Genomic DNA, 15,180 nt, shown 5'->3' with positions numbered 1-15,180 from the left:
ACGGCCCCTCATGCCGCCATGCTGTATGCTTGCCAGGAAGACATTGAACCTGGAGCGGCATGCAATCAGCAATCACGGCAAGACTGTGGCTTACCCTGGCGCTGCTGGGCATATTGCCGCCCGCCCAGGCCGCGCCGCAAACCGTCATCCTGTACGGCGACGACGATTACGCCCCGTACAGCTATGTGGAAAATGGCGTGTTCAAGGGCATGTACGTCGATATCCTGCGCCTGGCGGCCAGCTCGATGCCCGATTACCGGCTGGAATTGCAGCCGCGTCCCTGGAAGCGGGGCCTCGACGCGCTGGAAAAAGGCCAGGTATTCGGCCTGTTCCCGCCCGGGCGCAAGACGGAGCGGCCGTACGTACAACCGTACTCCGCCATGCTGTACCGCGAATCGGTGGTGCTGTTCTGCCATGACGCCGTCATGCGCACGCCGCGCACGCACTTCCCGACCGACTTTGCCGGCCTGACCATCGGCGTCAACTCGGGTTTTCTGCTGTCGGAAAAACTGATGGCGCCCGCGCGCCAGGGCGTGCTGCGCCTGGAAGCGGCCAAGGGGAACGAGGCAAACCTGAAAAAGCTGGCCTTGCGGCGCATCGATTGCTACGCCAGCGACCGCGGCGCGGCACGCCACACGGCGCGCCGGCTGCAAGGCAAGCTGGCCAGCGATGGCTTTGAACTGCGCGAAGTACTGGAACTGTCATCCGAAACCACGCATATCGCCTACAGCGCGCGCAATACGCCCGCCTACAAGGCCGATTTCATCGGCAAGATGAATGCGGCCCTGCTTGCCATGCGGCACAATGGCCAGCTGGCGCGCATCACAGAGGCTTATTTGCTTGATTAGCCGGGCGGGGCTTTGCGCTGCTGCAAGGTCATGACGGGCTTGCTGCGGCCCTGCGGCTTGACGCCAAAGGTGTTCCTGAACCATTCGTCGATCATGCGCTTTTCATAGCGCAGGGCATCGCTATTGGAATAGCGATTGATATGTTGCAAATAAGACATATCCGACAGATACGCGTTACCGCTTGCAATGACTTTGCCATGTTGCTCCAGCGTATAGCGCAGGCGCATGCGCGGCCAGTCAGCCCGGCCCGTCATCACGCGCACGTCAAAGGCGCCCCGGCGCGCCGGGTCTTCGCGTCCCGCCAGGTCGATATCGGTAATCTCTATCCTCAGTTCCTGGCCGTGGGGCAAGCTCTTGCCCAGCAAGGTGAAATGATCGGCCAGGCCAGCCAGCACCTGCTCCCGGTCGCGCGAGCTGAACGGCACATCGGAATAATCGTCGGGTTTGTCGAACGTCACCTGGACGCCCGCCCAGGCGCTGCTGCCAGCGGCCAGCGCCAGTGCGGCCACGCAGATTTTTATCGCCTTGGAAATACGCATAACGATTCCTTTCAGAAAGTTACGGCAGGCATAAGCCAGGATGCCGGCATCGCCTGGATGCCGTTTGACTATAGCTTGAAGCGGAAATTTCTGGAGCGCAATACGTCGTGCCCGGCGGAGCAGCACCCGGGCCTGCGGCCCGGATGCTGCGTGACGGAGCGCCCTCGCGCCCCTGCTTGCCCTTACTTACGCGCCTGGCGCTTCGTCTTGATACCAAAGGTATTGGCATACCAGTCATCGATCATCAGTTTTTCATAGCGCAGTTTCTCATTGCTGAAATAATGATTGATGCGGGTCATGTACGACATGTCCGACAGGGCAGCATCGCCGCTGCTGATGACCTTGCCATCCTGTTCCAGCACATAGTGCAGGCGCATGCGCGGCCAGTCGGCCCGGCCATTCATGACGCGGATATCCCGGCCGGCACGCATGGAAGGATTGTCGCGCCCCGCCAGGTCCACATCCGTAACGTCGATCTTCAAGGTCTGGCCAGGCGGCAGCGATGCGCCCAGCTTCTCGAAATGCCGGGTCAATTCATTCAAGACATCCTCCCGTTCGCGCGGGTCGAACGGCACATCCGTGAATTGATCCGGTTTGGTGAAATGCACTTCGGTTCCTGCCCAGGCCGCGCTGCTGGCCAGCAAGGCCAGACCGGCGATCAGGGCGCGCGTCGTTTGCTTTTGCATGATGTACCCTTTCAGGAAATGTAGGTGGCAATAGCCACTTCTTTTGCCTGTCCAATATAACGCCATCCGTCCGATTCCGAAGCGGAATTCATACCTTGTTACTTTTCTTGCTGTCCGCCCGGAAAGGCAAGGAAGCACGTTTTTTTTTGCGGATTCATTGGCAATATTAATAAAAACAAAGTATTGTCTTGAAAATATAGTTGCCTAAGCAATAAAGCATAGATAGTGTTGCCAGCACGGATTTAAAGTATCTTTTAGGCATTTATGTTGCATGATTTTAGTCAATTGTTCTTGCTTATTGTTAATACTTAGCTGTCGGTCTACAATCGACAAAATGCGCCCGAAAAACGCGCAACGCCGGTAATGGCGCACAGGAATTCCTGGCGCGGGCGTTTCAGCATTGCGTCAGTTATGCCTTTTAGCGGAACTCGTCCTTATGTCATTTTTGTCTTCAGCATCGCCCAAGTTGCCTCCCTGGAAAGTCCTGCTCGTCGATGATGAACCTGACATCCACGACATCACCAAACTGACACTGAGCCGCTTCCGCCTGGAAGGCCGCGCCCTGAGTTTCGTGCACGCCTACAGCGGCGCCGAGGCCAAGCAGGTACTCGCGCGCGAGGAGGGCATCGCGCTGGTGTTTCTCGACGTGGTGATGGAACGCGAAGACAGCGGCCTGGAAGTGGCGCGCTGGATGCGCGAAGACCTGGGCAACCAGTTTACGCGCATCGTGCTGCGCACGGGGCAGCCGGGACAGGCGCCGGAAGAGCGGGTGATCGTCAACTACGACATCAACGACTACAAGGAAAAGACGGAACTCGACCGCACCAAGCTGTTCACCACCACCTTTGCCGCCCTGCGCGCCTACCGCGACATCATGAAGGTGGAAGAGGCGCGCCAGGCCCAGCTCCATTACCGCGAAGGCCTGGAGCGCGTCATCGCCGCTTCGGCGCACATCTTCAAGCAGCGCAACCTGCGCGACTTCGCCAGCGGCCTGCTGCAGCAAGTCGTCGCCCTGCTGCGCCTGGAAACGAGCATGCTGCTGCGCCTGCGCGGCGCCAGCGCCATCACGGGCGAGCAGGACTATGAAATCCTCGCGCAGATCGGCGACCTGGACGCCGACGGCGGCATGCTCAGCCCTTCCCTGCTGTCGCAGCTGGATCACGCCAAGAGCAACAAGATTTCGCGCCTGCACGGCGACACCTATGTCGGCTATTTCCCGAACAGCAGCGGCAAGGCATCCTTGCTGGTATTGAAGGGCGTGGAAGAGATTTCCGACCTCGACGCGCAGTTGCTGGAAGTATTTTGTTCCGGCGTGGCGATTGCCTTCGACAACATCCTGCTGACGCAGGAAATCACCGATACCCAGGCCGAGCTGATCCTGCGCCTGGGCGACGTCGTCGAATCGCGCTCGCATGAAGGCGGCAACCACGTGCGCCGCATGGCCGAAGTGTGCCAGCTGCTGGCGCAGGCGTCCGGCATGTCGGAAGAGGAAACCATGGTGCTGCGCCACGCGGCGCCCATGCACGACATCGGCAAGATTTCCACGCCCGACGCCGTGCTGCTCAAACCCGGCAAGCTCGACGCGGCCGAATGGGAAATCATGAAGCAGCATCCGACGGTGGGCATGTCCATCCTCGACGGCTCGCAGCGCCCGCTCTTGAAGGCAGCGGCCGTGATCGCCCACCAGCACCATGAAAAATACGACGGCAGCGGCTACCCGCAAGGCCTGGTCGGCGAAAACATCCACAAATACGCGCGCATCGCCGCCGTCGCCGACGTCTTCGACGCCCTCATGCACAAGCGCTGCTACAAGGACGCCTGGCCTTTGGCCCGCGTGGTCAGCTACCTGCGCGAAGTGAGCGGCAGCCACCTCGATCCGCAATATGTGGAGTTGCTGATTGCGAACCTCGATGCAGCGCTTGCGCTGAATCAACGTTTCCCGGATTAAAAGCTGGCGGTGGTGTCGGATTACGCGGCTGCGCCGCTAATCCGACCTACGCGATACGCACACCGGCAAACCACGCTGCGGCCCAAGACCCCAACTTGGGCGTTCCGGGCCAAGCGGGCCTGAAAAATGTCGAGGGCAAGGCGCGGCGACGCAGACAGTACGCATGTACGGCAAGGAGCCGCAACGCCGCCATCGGCATTTTCTCAGGCCCGCGTCTCCGGCCCGCCGTTTTCAAGCTTCAAATTTCAAGCACTCTTCGGCTCCAGCGGAAAGCGTATCTTGTAATGCAAGCCCATCCCCGGCGCACTGACCACCTTCACCGTCCCACCCAGCGGCCCCGTCACCAGGTTGTACAGGATATGCGCCCCGAGGCCGCTGCCGCCCGAACCGCGCTTGGTCGTGAAGAAGGGGTCGAACAGCTGGCCCAGGGTGGCGCTGTCCATGCCCATGCCGTCGTCGCTGTAGTCGAGTTCCAGCATCTCGCCGGCCGTCCGCGCACTGATCTTGATCTTGCCCGGCTCGCCTTCGGCAAAGCCGTGCACGAGCGAATTGACCACCATATTGGTGACAATCTGCGAGACGGCGCCCGGATAGCTGCGCAGCTGCACCTCGGGCGCGCAATCGATCTCCACCTTGACGGGCTTGCCCTTGAGCTTGGGCTGCAAGGACAGCAGGATTTCATCGAGGTATTTGCGCAAGTTAAAGCTGCGCAGTTCGTCCGATGACTGGTCCACGGCCACCTGCTTGAAGCTGCGCACGAGCGCCGCGGCGCGCTGCGTGTTCGTCGTCATGATGCGCAGGGTCTGGTCGACGATGTCGAAAAATTGCCGCAAGCCGTCTTCGTCGAGCTGGCCGCCTTCCAGGTCTTCGCGCGTGAGCTTCAATTCCTGCACCAGGTGGCTGGTGGCCGTCACGCAGATGCCCAGCGGCGTATTGATTTCATGCGCCACGCCCGCCACCAGGCGTCCCAGGGACGCCAGCTTTTCCTGGCGCACCAGTTCCGACTGCGCTTCCTGCAAGGCGCTCAGGGCGCTGTTCAGGGCCGCGTTCTGCTCTTCCAGCGCTTCCTTGGCGCGGCGCATGGCGCTGTCGGCCTGGATGCGGGCCATGGCCACGGCCACGTGGCTGGCCATGAAGGCCAGCACGTCCAGTTCCGCCTGGCCATACACGACGGATTCGTCGTAGCTTTGCACGATGATCACGCCATATTTTCGGTCGCCCAGCAGCATCGGCGCGCCCATCCAGCTGGCGATGCCTACATTGCCCAGCGGCTCGTCCATCTCGCCACTGGCCACCAGCGCCGCATAGCTGGCGGCATCGAGCAGGCACGCCTGGCGGCGTGACAGCACATAGGAACTCATGCCGATGCCGTAATGAAAGCGCTTCACGGGCGCCTGGGCATCCTTTTCATCGACGAAGTACGGGATCGTGATGTCCTTGTTGTCCGGGTGATACAGGGCGATGAGGAAATTTTTCGCCGTCACCAGCCCGCTGATGATGGCGTGCAGGCGCGTGTACAGCGTCGTCGCGTCGGCCGCCTGCGCCGACAGGTTGGCGATTTCATACAGCGCGTGCTGCAGGTTTTCCGCGCGCCGGCGCTCGGCCACCTCATGCGCCAGCAGGGCCGTGCGCTCCTGCACCGCCTTTTCCAGCCGATCCATGCTTTGCATGCCCTGCAGGGCGCTCGACACGTGCGTGGCGATCAGCGCGAACAGGGCCTGGTCTTCCAGGCTGAAGCGGTGCTGGGCGTCGTAGCTCTGGATGACGATGGCGCCCAGCACCTGGTGCTGCTGGTCCAGCAGCGGACAGCCTATCCAGTGCTCGGCCGCCGTGCCGCCGCCCCAGGCGCCGCCGCCGATGGCGCGCATGGCGTCGTCGGCGGCCGTCATCACCAGCTGCTTGCGGTTGACGATGACCCAGGCCGTGGGTGACTGCGCGGCGCTGGCCAGGCGCACGCCCGCGTCGGGGTCGGGCGCGGCGTCGAATTCGTCGACAAAATACGGAAAGCGCACGAGACCGTCGTCGTGGTCGCTGAGCGCCACGTAAAAGTTCGCCGCATACATGATGCGCCCCAGCGCCGCATGTACCGCCTGCAGGAATTCGCTGATATCGCTGCAGGTGCTCGAGCGCTGCCCGATTTCCAGCAACACGGTCTGGACGGCTTCCAGGCGGCTGAGACGGCTTTCCATGGGTGACTATGTACCTTGTGCAAGTATATGTTCTGAAAATCAATATTATCAGTTCAGTCCCGCCTTGGCACGGCATAAAACGCACAATCTTGCCTTGAGGCAGAGCAACACACGCCACGCGCGCATTTGCCACCTTGGCGATACGGTGGCAGACTAGGCCCCTTCCTACAGACCAGATCGTCCCCATGACCGCCACGCTACGCGCCGCCCTTCGCCCCTACACCATTGCCGGCCTGCTGGCCTTTGCCGCGCTGGGCATGCCGCCCCTGTGCGCCGCGCCAGCCAGGGCGCCGGCGGCGGAAACGGCCGATGGCGGACGCTATTTCGGCCCCCTCGTCGCGGGCAAGATGCACGGCCAGGGCCGGCTCGAATACGCGAGCGGCGCCTTTTACGAAGGGGGCTTCGCGCGCGGCGTGTTTTCCGGCCAGGGCAAGCTGCGCCAGGCCTCGGGCGTGGAATACACGGGCGCGTTCCGCCAGGGCGCCTTCGACGGCCTCGGCCGCTACACCTCGCCCAAGGGCGAAATCTATGAAGGCAGCTTCGTCAAGGGCAGCTTCGAGGGAACGGGCCGCTTCCAGGGCGCCGACGGCGCCACCTTCGAAGGCCAGTTCAAGCACTGGCGCCCGCACGGCGCGGGCAAGCTGACCGACACGGACGGCACCGTCTTCGAGGGCGAATTCGTCCAGGGCCAGGTGCTGGGCAAGGCGAAAGTCAGCACCAGCGACGGCATCCACTATGAAGGCGCGCTGAAAGACTGGAAATTCGAGGGCGAGGGCGTGCTGCACACGGCCGACGGCGACGAATACCGGGGCGGCTTCAAGAATGGCCAGTTCGACGGCAAGGGCGTGCTGCGCTACGCCGTGGCGCAGGCGGACGGCCGGCGCGAAGACAGCGGCAACTGGACGGAAGGCCAGCTGGACGACCCGGCCGCAGACAAGCTCACGCGCGACAATATCGAGCTGGCCCTGTACAACCAGCGCAGCCTGCTCGACGGCGCCCTGGCACGGATCGCGCCGCGCGATGCGGCGAAAAAGATCAATCTCTATCTGCTGGGCGTGGCGGGCGATGGCGCGCAGGAAGTATTTCACCGCGAAACGGCCTTCGTGCAGCGCCAGTTCGACCGCGATTACGGCACCGTGGGCCGCTCCCTGATGCTGGTCAATAGCCGCAACACGGTGGCGCAGCAGCCGATGGCCACGCGCACCAGCATCGCCGCCAGCCTCGACGCCCTGGGCGCGAAGATGGACAAGGCCAACGACATCCTGTTTTTATTCCTCACCAGCCACGGCTCGCCCGAGCACGAACTGGCGCTGGCGCAAAACGGCATGGATTTGCACGGCCTGCCCGCGCAGGAACTGGCGTCCATGCTCAAGCACAGCGGCATCCGCTGGAAAGTCATCGTGATCTCGGCCTGCTATGCGGGCGGCTTCATTGCGCCATTGAAAGATGACAACACCCTCATCATCACGGCCGCGCGCAGCGACCGCACCTCGTTCGGCTGCGACGACCAGAACGATTTTACTTACTTCAGCGAAGCGTATTTCAAGGAAGCGCTGCCCAAGAGCGCCGGTTTTGCCGAGGCCTTCGACAAGGCGAAGGTGCTGGTGCAGGCGCGCGAGGCGGCCGATTTCCTCGAAGGCGGCATGGAGGCGGAAGAACATTCGGAGCCGCAGCTGTTCCAGGGCAAGGCGATTGCCGCGCAGCTGAAGGCGTGGCGCGCCCAGCCAGGCATGCGGGACCGCCTTTCTGTACAATAGGCGCAGACATGAAAAAATTCTTCCTCATTTTGCTGCTGTTCGTGCTTCCGCTCCAGATGTCCTGGGCAGCGGCGAGCGCGTATTGCCTGCACGAGGAAGGCAAGGCGGCGCAGCACCTGGGCCACCACAACCACCAGCACAAGGCCGATGCGGACAAAAAACCCGTCGCCGACAAAGCTGACAAGCAAGCCAAGGGCCAGCCGCACAGCGACTGCAACGTCTGCCACGGCATCGGCCACGCGTGGCTGCCGGCCGGCTCCAGCCTGCCCGTCGGCGACACGGCGTCCGTCAACGCGGACAGCTCTCCCTTCTTTTACGCTTCCCACATCCCGGACGTGCCCAAGCGCCCCGACTGGACGTCGGCCATCTAGGCCGACGGGACGTTTCTTTCACTGATCGCAACGAGCCAGGCGCCAGCCTGCGCGTCCCGTCGAATTCTTTTCCATGCTTTTGGAGAATTCGATGTACCGAATCATCTTGTTATTTTCTGCCGGCCTGCTGGCCGGCAACTTTGCGCACGCGCAAATACCTGAAGAACCCGCCGCTCCGCTGACCCTGCCCGCCGCGCTGGCCCTGGCCGAAGGCGGCAACGCCACTTTGTCCGCCGCCCGCCATGAACTGGCGGCCCAGGGCGGCGCCCTGCAGCAGGCGCGCGCCCTGCCCAATCCGGAACTGCAAACCGTGCTGGAAGACACGCGGCGCGCCACGCGCAGCACCACCGTGCAGCTGAACCAGTTGATCGAACTGGGCGGCAAACGGGGGGCGCGGGCCGCCGTCGCGCAGCGCGGGGAAGACCTGGCGCAGGCCGGCCTTGCGCTACAGCAAGCCGACACGCGCGCGGCCGTCACGTCCGCCTTCGTCGACGTGCTGGCGGCGCAGGAAGGCTTGCGCCTGGCCGACAGCGCGCAGGCGCTGGCCGCGCGCGCCAGCGACATCACGGCGCGCCGGGTAACGGCCGGCAAGGCTTCCCCCGTCGAGGAAACCCGCGCCAGGGTCGCCGAAGCGAGCGTCAAGCTGGAACTGAACCTGGCCCGCAGCAGCCTGGCCGGCGCCCGCAAGCGCCTGGCCGCCCTGTGGGGCAATGCCGCGCCCCGCTTCACCCAGGCCGTAGGCCGCCTGGAAACCCTGCCGGAATTGCCGCCAGGCGCCGAACTGGCGGCACGCCTGGAGCAGGCCCCGGCCGTGCGCCAGGCGCGCAGCGCGCTGGCCCAGCGGCAAGCCATGCTGGACGTGGAACAGCGGCGCGCCACGCCCGACGTCACGGTCAGCATCGGCATGAAGCGCTCGGAAGAACTGGGCCGCAACCAGGCCATCATCGGCCTGGCCCTGCCGCTGCCGTTGTTCGACCGCAATGCGGGCAACAAACTGGACGCCTTGCGCCGCAACGACAAGGCCAGCGACGAGCTGGCCGCCGCCCGCATCGCCGTGCAGACGGCCGTGGCCGTGGCCAGCGAACGCCTGGCCACGGCCCGGCTCGACGTGGAAAGCTTGCGCCAGGATATCTTGCCCGGCGCCCAGAGCGCCTACGACGCGGCCAGCAAGGGCTTTGAATTCGGCAAGTTCGCCTTCCTCGACGTGCTCGATGCCCAGCGCACCTTGCTGCAAGCCAAGAACCAATACCTGCGCGCGCTGACGGAAGCGCAGCACGCCGCCGCCGAGATCGAGCGCCTGCTGGGCGCCCCTGCTTCCCTCTAAGGAATCCCTGATGAATATCAAACTCGACAAGAAACAAGCGATCGCCATCGGCGCCATCGCGGCCGCCGGCATCGTGCTGGCCATCCTCATCCTGGGCACGGGCAATTCCAGGACCGCGCCGCCCGCCGCCGCCAAGGTGGAAGCCCACGCCGAAAAGAAAGACGAACACGGCCACGAGGAAGTGGAAGGCAGGCTGGAATTGACGGCGGCGCAAGGCAAGGCGGCCGGCGTCGTCATCGCCACGGCCGCGCCCGGCCGCATCAAGACGACGGTCGCCCTGCCCGGCGAAATCCGTTTCAACGAAGACCGCACGGCCCACGTCGTGCCCCGCCTGGCCGGCGTGGTGGAAGCCGTGCAGGCGGACCTGGGGCAGCTGGTAAAAAAGGGGCAGGTGCTGGCCGTCATCGCCAGCACGGAACTGTCGGAACAGCGCAGCGCGCTGCTGTCGGCGCAGCGGCGGCTCTCCCTGGCCCGCTCCACGTATGAGCGCGAAGAAAAACTGTGGCGCGAGAAGATTTCGGCCGAACAGGATTACCTGCAGGCGCAGCAGGCGTGGCGCGAGGCGGAAATCGCCGTGCAGAACGCGCAGCAAAAACTCAGCGCGCTGGGCGCCAGCGGCGCCGGGACCGGGGCCAGCAAAGGGCCGCTGAACCGCTACGAGATCCGCGCGCCGTTCGACGGCATGGTGCTGGAAAAACACATCACCCTGGGCGAAGCCGTGAAGGAAGACGCGAACATCTTCGTCATTTCCGACCTGTCGACCGTGTGGGCGGAAATCGCCGTGCCGGCGAAGGATCTGGCCACCGTGCGCATGGGAGGCAAGGCCGAAGTCAAGGCCAGCGCTTTTGATGCCAGCGCGCAAGGCACGATCACCTACGTGGGCGCACTGCTGGGCGAGCAGACGCGCACGGCCAAGGCACGCATCAGCTTGCAAAATCCCGACATGGCCTGGCGCCCGGGCCTGTTCGTCAGCGTGGAAGTGGTGTCCGGCGAAGCGGACGCGCCCGTCACCGTGCAGAGCACGGCCATCCAGACGGTGGAAGACAAGCCCGTCGTCTTCGTGCAGGTCAAGGAAGGCTACCAGGCCACGCCCGTGGTGCTGGGGCGCAGCGATGGCAATCTGACGCACATCAAGCAGGGCCTGGCCGCCGGCACGCCGTACGCGGCGCAAGGCAGTTTTGTCCTGAAGTCCGAGCTGGGCAAGGACTCCGCCGGCCACGAACATTGATCACGTCAAAGCTAAGGAAACCATCATGTTTGAACGCTTGATCCGCTTTGCCATCGAGCAGCGCTGGCTGGTGATGCTGGCCGTGGCCGCGATGGCCGGCCTGGGCATCTACAGCTACCAGAAGCTGCCCATCGACGCCGTGCCCGACATCACCAATGTGCAGGTGCAAATCAATACCCAGTCCGCCGGCTATTCGCCGCTGGAAACCGAACAGCGCGTGACGTTCCCCATCGAGACGGCCATGGCCGGCTTGCCCAACCTGGAGCAGACGCGCTCGCTGTCGCGCTATGGTTTGTCGCAAGTGACCGTGATCTTCAAGGATGGCACGGACATCTATTTTGCCCGCCAGATGATCAACGAGCGCCTGCAGGAAGCCAGGGAAAGCTTGCCGGCCGGCATCACGCCCAAGATGGGTCCCGTCTCCACGGGTCTCGGTGAAATCTACCTGTGGACGGTGGAAACGCAGGAGGGCGCGAAAAAGCCGGACGGCACGCCCTACACGCCGACGGACTTGCGCGAAATCCAGGACTGGATCATCAAGCCGCAGTTGCGCAATGTCACGGGCGTCACGGAAATCAATGCCATCGGCGGCTACGCCAAGCAGTACCAGGTGGCGCCCTACCCGGAAAAACTGGCCGCCTACGGCATCAGCCTGCAGGACGTGGTGACGGCGCTCGATCGCAACAACAGCAACGTGGGCGCCGGCTACATCGAAAAGCAGGGCGAGCAGCTGCTGATACGCGCGCCGGGACAGGTGGCCTCAAAAAGCGACATCGGCAACATCGTCGTTGCCAATGTGCAAGGCGTGGCCATCCGCATCCGCGACGTGGCCGACGTGGTGCTGGGGCGCGAGCTGCGCACGGGCGCGGCCACGGAAAACGGCCGCGAAGTGGTGCTCGGCACCGTCTTCATGCTGATCGGGCAGAACAGCCGCGCCGTCTCGCAAGCCGTCGACAAGAAGATGATCGAGATCAACCGCAGCCTGCCGAAAGGCGTGCACGCCGTCACCGTGTATGACCGCACGGTGCTCGTCGACAAGGCCATCAATACGGTGAAGAAAAACCTGCTCGAAGGCGCCGTGCTGGTGATCGCCATCCTGTTCCTGTTCCTCGGCAATATCCGCGCGGCCGTCATCACGGCCATGGTGATACCGCTGGCCATGCTGTTCACGTTTACGGGCATGGTGCAATACCATGTGAGCGCCAACCTGATGAGCCTGGGGGCGCTGGACTTTGGCATCATCATCGATGGCGCCGTGGTCATCGTGGAAAACTGCGTGCGCCGCCTGGCCCATGCGCAGCAGAAACTGGGACGGCCGCTGACCTTGCAGGAGCGTTTTCATGAAGTGTTTGCGGCATCGCAAGAGGCGCGCCGCCCCTTGCTGTATGGTCAGCTGATCATCATGGTCGTGTACCTGCCCATCTTCGCGCTGACGGGCGTGGAAGGGCGCATGTTCACGCCGATGGCCCTGACGGTCGTCATCGCCCTGCTCGGCGCCATGCTGCTGTCGATTACCTTCATTCCGGCCGCCGTGGCGCTGTTTATCGGCGACAAGGTGGCGGAAAAGGAAAACGCCATCATGCGCGCCGCCAAGCGCTGGTACGCGCCGCTGCTTGGTAAAGTGATGCGCAACACGCCCGTCGTGCTGGTTGGCGCGGCGGTAGCCGTCGTGCTGTCGGGCTTGCTGGCCACGCGCATGGGCAGCGAATTCGTGCCCAGCCTGAACGAGGGCGACATCGCCATCCAGGCCCTGCGCATCCCCGGCACCAGCCTCACGCAATCGCTGGCCATGCAGCAGCAGCTGGAAAGCAAGCTGATGGCAAACCACCCGGAAATCGCCCGCGTGTTCGCCCGCACGGGAACGGCCGAGATCGCGTCCGACCCCATGCCGCCGAATATTTCCGACGGCTACATCATGCTCAAGCCCCGCGACGCATGGCCGGAACCGACAAAGTCGCGCGAGCAATTGCTGGCAGAAATCGAAGCGACGGCCACCAGCTTGCCGGGCAACAATTACGAGTTTTCGCAGCCGATCCAGCTGCGCTTCAATGAACTGATTTCCGGCGTGCGCAGCGACGTGGCCGTCAAACTGTTCGGCGACGATATGGGCGTGCTCGACAGCACGGCGGCGAAGATCGCGGGCGTGCTGGGCAAGATACCGGGCGCAACAGAGGTAAAAGTCGAGCAGACGACGGGCCTGCCCATGCTGACGGTGCAGATCGACCGCGAGCAGACGGCCCGCTACGGCTTGAATATTGCCGACGTGCAAGCGGCGATCGCCACGGCCATCGGCGGGCAAGAGGCGGGCACGCTGTTCCAGGGCGACCGCCGCTTCGACATCGTCGTGCGCCTGCCCGACAGCCTGCGCAGCGACCTGGAGCAGTTGAAACGCCTGCCCATCGCCCTGCCCCAGGGCGCGGCGGCGGAAGGCCGCGCCCGCTTCATCCCGCTCGGTGAAGTGGCCAGCCTGCAGGTGGCGCCGGGGCCGAACCAGATCAGCCGCGAAGACGGCAAACGCCGCATCGTCATCAGCGCCAACGTGCGCGGGCGCGATATCGGCTCGTTCGTGGCCGACGCCACCCAGCAGCTGCAATCGCAGGTGGCCATTCCGGCCGGCTACTGGACCAGCTGGGGCGGCCAGTTCGAGCAATTGCAGTCGGCCACGAAACGCCTGGAACTGGTCGTGCCCGTGGCGCTGGCCCTCGTCTTCGTGTTGCTGTTTGCCATGTTCGGCAACGTGAAGGATGGGCTACTGGTCTTCAGCGGCATCCCGTTCGCCTTGACGGGCGGCATCGTCGCCCTGTGGCTGCGCGACATCCCCATGTCGATCTCGGCCGCCGTCGGCTTCATCGCCCTGTCCGGCGTGGCCGTGCTCAACGGCCTGGTGATGATCGCCTACATCCGCCAGCTGCGCGAACAGGGCATGCCCCTGCAGGAAGCGATACGCGAGGGAGCGATCACGCGCTTGCGGCCCGTCTTGATGACGGCGCTGGTGGCCTCGCTGGGCTTCGTGCCGATGGCCATTGCCACGGGCACGGGCGCCGAAGTGCAGCGCCCGCTGGCCACCGTGGTCATCGGCGGCATCCTGTCGTCGACGGCATTGACGCTGCTGGTGCTGCCGCTGCTGTACCGGCTGGCTTACCGCAGGGAAGACGAGCTGGAAATGCAAGCCGCGCCCGAAGGCGCGGCGGTACAGCTGAGTAAATAGGGAGAGGCTAGGGAGAGGCGCGCTACCGCAATCGCCTTTCAAGGCCTGCAGTAGCCGCCTTCGATCCAGTTCGCGGCGGCAGTGGCGTTGAACTTGAACGCGGCCGAGGTGCGTACCTTGGCGATCTGTTCGCCGTCGGCGTCGTAGGCGCTCAGTTCCGCGTACGGGTGGTCTTCGTCGGGCACGATGTCGAACATCACCTTGATCTGCCCCTCGTCGGTGGCGACGAAGACATTCTTGTGCAGTTGCGCATGCAGCTGCTGTTCGTGGCGGCGCAGCACCTCGGACGCCGTCTTGACCAGGGTGTTGAAGGCGTTGACGTCGAGCGGCTTCGGGTTTTTCTTGTCGCGGCCCATGGTCCACGGGCCCACGAGGGCCGGTTCCGGCTCGCCATCCTTGATCATGGCCACGGCCCAGCCTTCATCTTCCTCATTCTTGATCACGCGCGCCGTCCAGCCATTGCCTACCCACAGGCGCGGCTCCTGGATCGGGGCGTCATTGTCCTGCTCGGCGGATTCGTCGGAAAAATCGGGAAAATCGGTACTCATGGCGGTGCTCGTGATGGAAGGTCGGGGCTAGCATGATAGACGAAATCAGCCCGCCGTGCCGCCTTGCCGCAGGCGCGGCGGCACGTCCGACATTTCCCTCCGGCGCAGTCAGCACATGGACATGGCAGGCCGGCTGGGCCAGGTCAGCGGCGGACCGGGCGGCACCCAGCGCGGGTCGATGGCCGGCAGTGGCGCATGGTAGTTAAACGGGGTGATGATGATCGGCGGAATCGCCGATGGCGCGCCGACGGGTTCGGCACAAGACTGCGTGGCGCTACGCTGGCGCATGGTTCGATGCTGGGAAAGGGATAGCGATTGATCCCCGGTATCTGCAAACAAAAGCATGTTGCCCTCCTTGCGAGACTGAGGTATTCAGTATAGGACGGCTTGCGCGTATTACAAGAAAAGAAATCTTGTTATAGATCAGTGTTTTCTGCCTTTACAGACCTTCCATACCGTAAAAATGACCGCCTGTCGCACGCCGCTGGCCGCGCCTGCCGCGCGCCGCTACAGTGTGAGCATGCAGTACCCAGT

General features: G+C 63.8%; 12 protein-coding genes. 7 read left to right on the top strand and 5 right to left on the bottom strand.

The window, feature by feature from the left end:
- The first annotated feature begins 59 nt into the window (after nt 1-59).
- Entirely contained in the window at nt 60-848 is a 789-nt protein-coding gene (locus tag BXA07_RS03245; protein WP_083708006.1) for a substrate-binding periplasmic protein, read from the top strand.
- On the opposite strand, the gene BXA07_RS03240 is transcribed toward BXA07_RS03245, so the two are convergent.
- Entirely contained in the window at nt 845-1,387 is a 543-nt protein-coding gene (locus BXA07_RS03240) for a DUF3016 domain-containing protein (protein WP_076565481.1), read from the bottom strand. The genes BXA07_RS03245 and BXA07_RS03240 overlap by 4 nt on opposite strands.
- 182 nt (nt 1,388-1,569) lie before the next feature.
- Nucleotides 1,570-2,073, bottom strand: coding sequence for a DUF3016 domain-containing protein (locus BXA07_RS03235; protein ID WP_076565480.1), 504 nt, complete (start codon nt 2,071-2,073; stop codon nt 1,570-1,572).
- Between the two features lie 436 nt (nt 2,074-2,509).
- Between BXA07_RS03235 and BXA07_RS03230 the strand changes: the two genes are divergently transcribed.
- Nucleotides 2,510-4,021, top strand: coding sequence for a DUF3369 domain-containing protein (locus BXA07_RS03230; RefSeq protein ID WP_076565478.1), 1,512 nt, complete (start codon nt 2,510-2,512; stop codon nt 4,019-4,021).
- A gap of 245 nt (nt 4,022-4,266) precedes the next feature.
- Here BXA07_RS03230 and BXA07_RS03225 read toward each other — a convergent pair whose 3' ends face one another.
- Nucleotides 4,267-6,210 (bottom strand): GAF domain-containing sensor histidine kinase, encoded by a 1,944-nt coding sequence (locus BXA07_RS03225; protein WP_076565477.1) that lies wholly within the window; start codon nt 6,208-6,210, stop codon nt 4,267-4,269.
- A 185-nt stretch (nt 6,211-6,395) separates the two neighbouring features.
- Here BXA07_RS03225 and BXA07_RS03220 point away from each other — a divergent pair, with 185 nt between their 5' ends.
- The 5 genes from BXA07_RS03220 (at nt 6,396) to BXA07_RS03200 (ending at nt 14,098) form a co-directional block, all read left to right on the top strand.
- Nucleotides 6,396-7,967: a C13 family peptidase gene (locus BXA07_RS03220; protein ID WP_076565475.1), complete on the top strand. Its 1,572-nt coding sequence runs from the start codon at nt 6,396-6,398 to the stop codon at nt 7,965-7,967.
- A gap of 8 nt (nt 7,968-7,975) precedes the next feature.
- Nucleotides 7,976-8,338 (top strand): cation efflux protein, CzcI family, encoded by a 363-nt coding sequence (gene czcI / locus BXA07_RS03215; protein WP_076565473.1) that lies wholly within the window; start codon nt 7,976-7,978, stop codon nt 8,336-8,338.
- A gap of 91 nt (nt 8,339-8,429) precedes the next feature.
- The gene (locus tag BXA07_RS03210) at nt 8,430-9,662 is read left to right on the top strand and encodes a TolC family protein (RefSeq protein ID WP_076565472.1); all 1,233 of its coding nucleotides are present in this window, start codon (nt 8,430-8,432) and stop codon (nt 9,660-9,662) included.
- 10 nt (nt 9,663-9,672) lie between these two features.
- Entirely contained in the window at nt 9,673-10,890 is a 1,218-nt protein-coding gene (locus BXA07_RS03205) for an efflux RND transporter periplasmic adaptor subunit (protein WP_076565470.1), read from the top strand.
- Nucleotides 10,891-10,915: 25 nt separating this feature from the next.
- Entirely contained in the window at nt 10,916-14,098 is a 3,183-nt protein-coding gene (locus BXA07_RS03200) for an efflux RND transporter permease subunit (protein ID WP_076565468.1), read from the top strand.
- Between the two features lie 38 nt (nt 14,099-14,136).
- On the opposite strand, the gene BXA07_RS03195 is transcribed toward BXA07_RS03200, so the two are convergent.
- The gene (locus BXA07_RS03195) at nt 14,137-14,646 is read right to left on the bottom strand and encodes a hypothetical protein (RefSeq protein ID WP_076565467.1); all 510 of its coding nucleotides are present in this window, start codon (nt 14,644-14,646) and stop codon (nt 14,137-14,139) included.
- Nucleotides 14,647-14,754: 108 nt separating this feature from the next.
- Complete coding sequence (locus tag BXA07_RS03190) at nt 14,755-14,934, bottom strand: hypothetical protein (protein WP_076565465.1); 180 nt, start codon at nt 14,932-14,934, stop codon at nt 14,755-14,757.
- Between the last annotated feature and the right edge of the window lie 246 nt (nt 14,935-15,180).

This window comes from Janthinobacterium sp. TND4EL3 (assembly GCF_900156175.1).
GTDB lineage: Bacteria > Pseudomonadota > Gammaproteobacteria > Burkholderiales > Burkholderiaceae_D > Janthinobacterium.
Note: the sequence above shows the minus strand (reverse complement) of the source record. Positions and strands in the feature narration are given on the sequence as shown.

Excerpts from the sequence above, each read along its gene's own strand:
- BXA07_RS03245 (WP_083708006.1), top strand. The coding sequence starts at position 60 with ATGCAATCAGCAATCACGGCAAGACTGTGGCTTACCCTGGCGCTGCTG.
- BXA07_RS03240 (WP_076565481.1), bottom strand. The coding sequence starts at position 1,387 with ATGCGTATTTCCAAGGCGATAAAAATCTGCGTGGCCGCACTGGCGCTG.
- BXA07_RS03235 (WP_076565480.1), bottom strand. The coding sequence starts at position 2,073 with ATGCAAAAGCAAACGACGCGCGCCCTGATCGCCGGTCTGGCCTTGCTG.
- BXA07_RS03230 (WP_076565478.1), top strand. The coding sequence starts at position 2,510 with ATGTCATTTTTGTCTTCAGCATCGCCCAAGTTGCCTCCCTGGAAAGTC.
- BXA07_RS03225 (WP_076565477.1), bottom strand. The coding sequence starts at position 6,210 with ATGGAAAGCCGTCTCAGCCGCCTGGAAGCCGTCCAGACCGTGTTGCTG.
- BXA07_RS03220 (WP_076565475.1), top strand. The coding sequence starts at position 6,396 with ATGACCGCCACGCTACGCGCCGCCCTTCGCCCCTACACCATTGCCGGC.
- czcI (WP_076565473.1), top strand. The coding sequence starts at position 7,976 with ATGAAAAAATTCTTCCTCATTTTGCTGCTGTTCGTGCTTCCGCTCCAG.
- BXA07_RS03210 (WP_076565472.1), top strand. The coding sequence starts at position 8,430 with ATGTACCGAATCATCTTGTTATTTTCTGCCGGCCTGCTGGCCGGCAAC.
- BXA07_RS03205 (WP_076565470.1), top strand. The coding sequence starts at position 9,673 with ATGAATATCAAACTCGACAAGAAACAAGCGATCGCCATCGGCGCCATC.
- BXA07_RS03200 (WP_076565468.1), top strand. The coding sequence starts at position 10,916 with ATGTTTGAACGCTTGATCCGCTTTGCCATCGAGCAGCGCTGGCTGGTG.
- BXA07_RS03195 (WP_076565467.1), bottom strand. The coding sequence starts at position 14,646 with ATGAGTACCGATTTTCCCGATTTTTCCGACGAATCCGCCGAGCAGGAC.
- BXA07_RS03190 (WP_076565465.1), bottom strand. The coding sequence starts at position 14,934 with ATGCGCCAGCGTAGCGCCACGCAGTCTTGTGCCGAACCCGTCGGCGCG.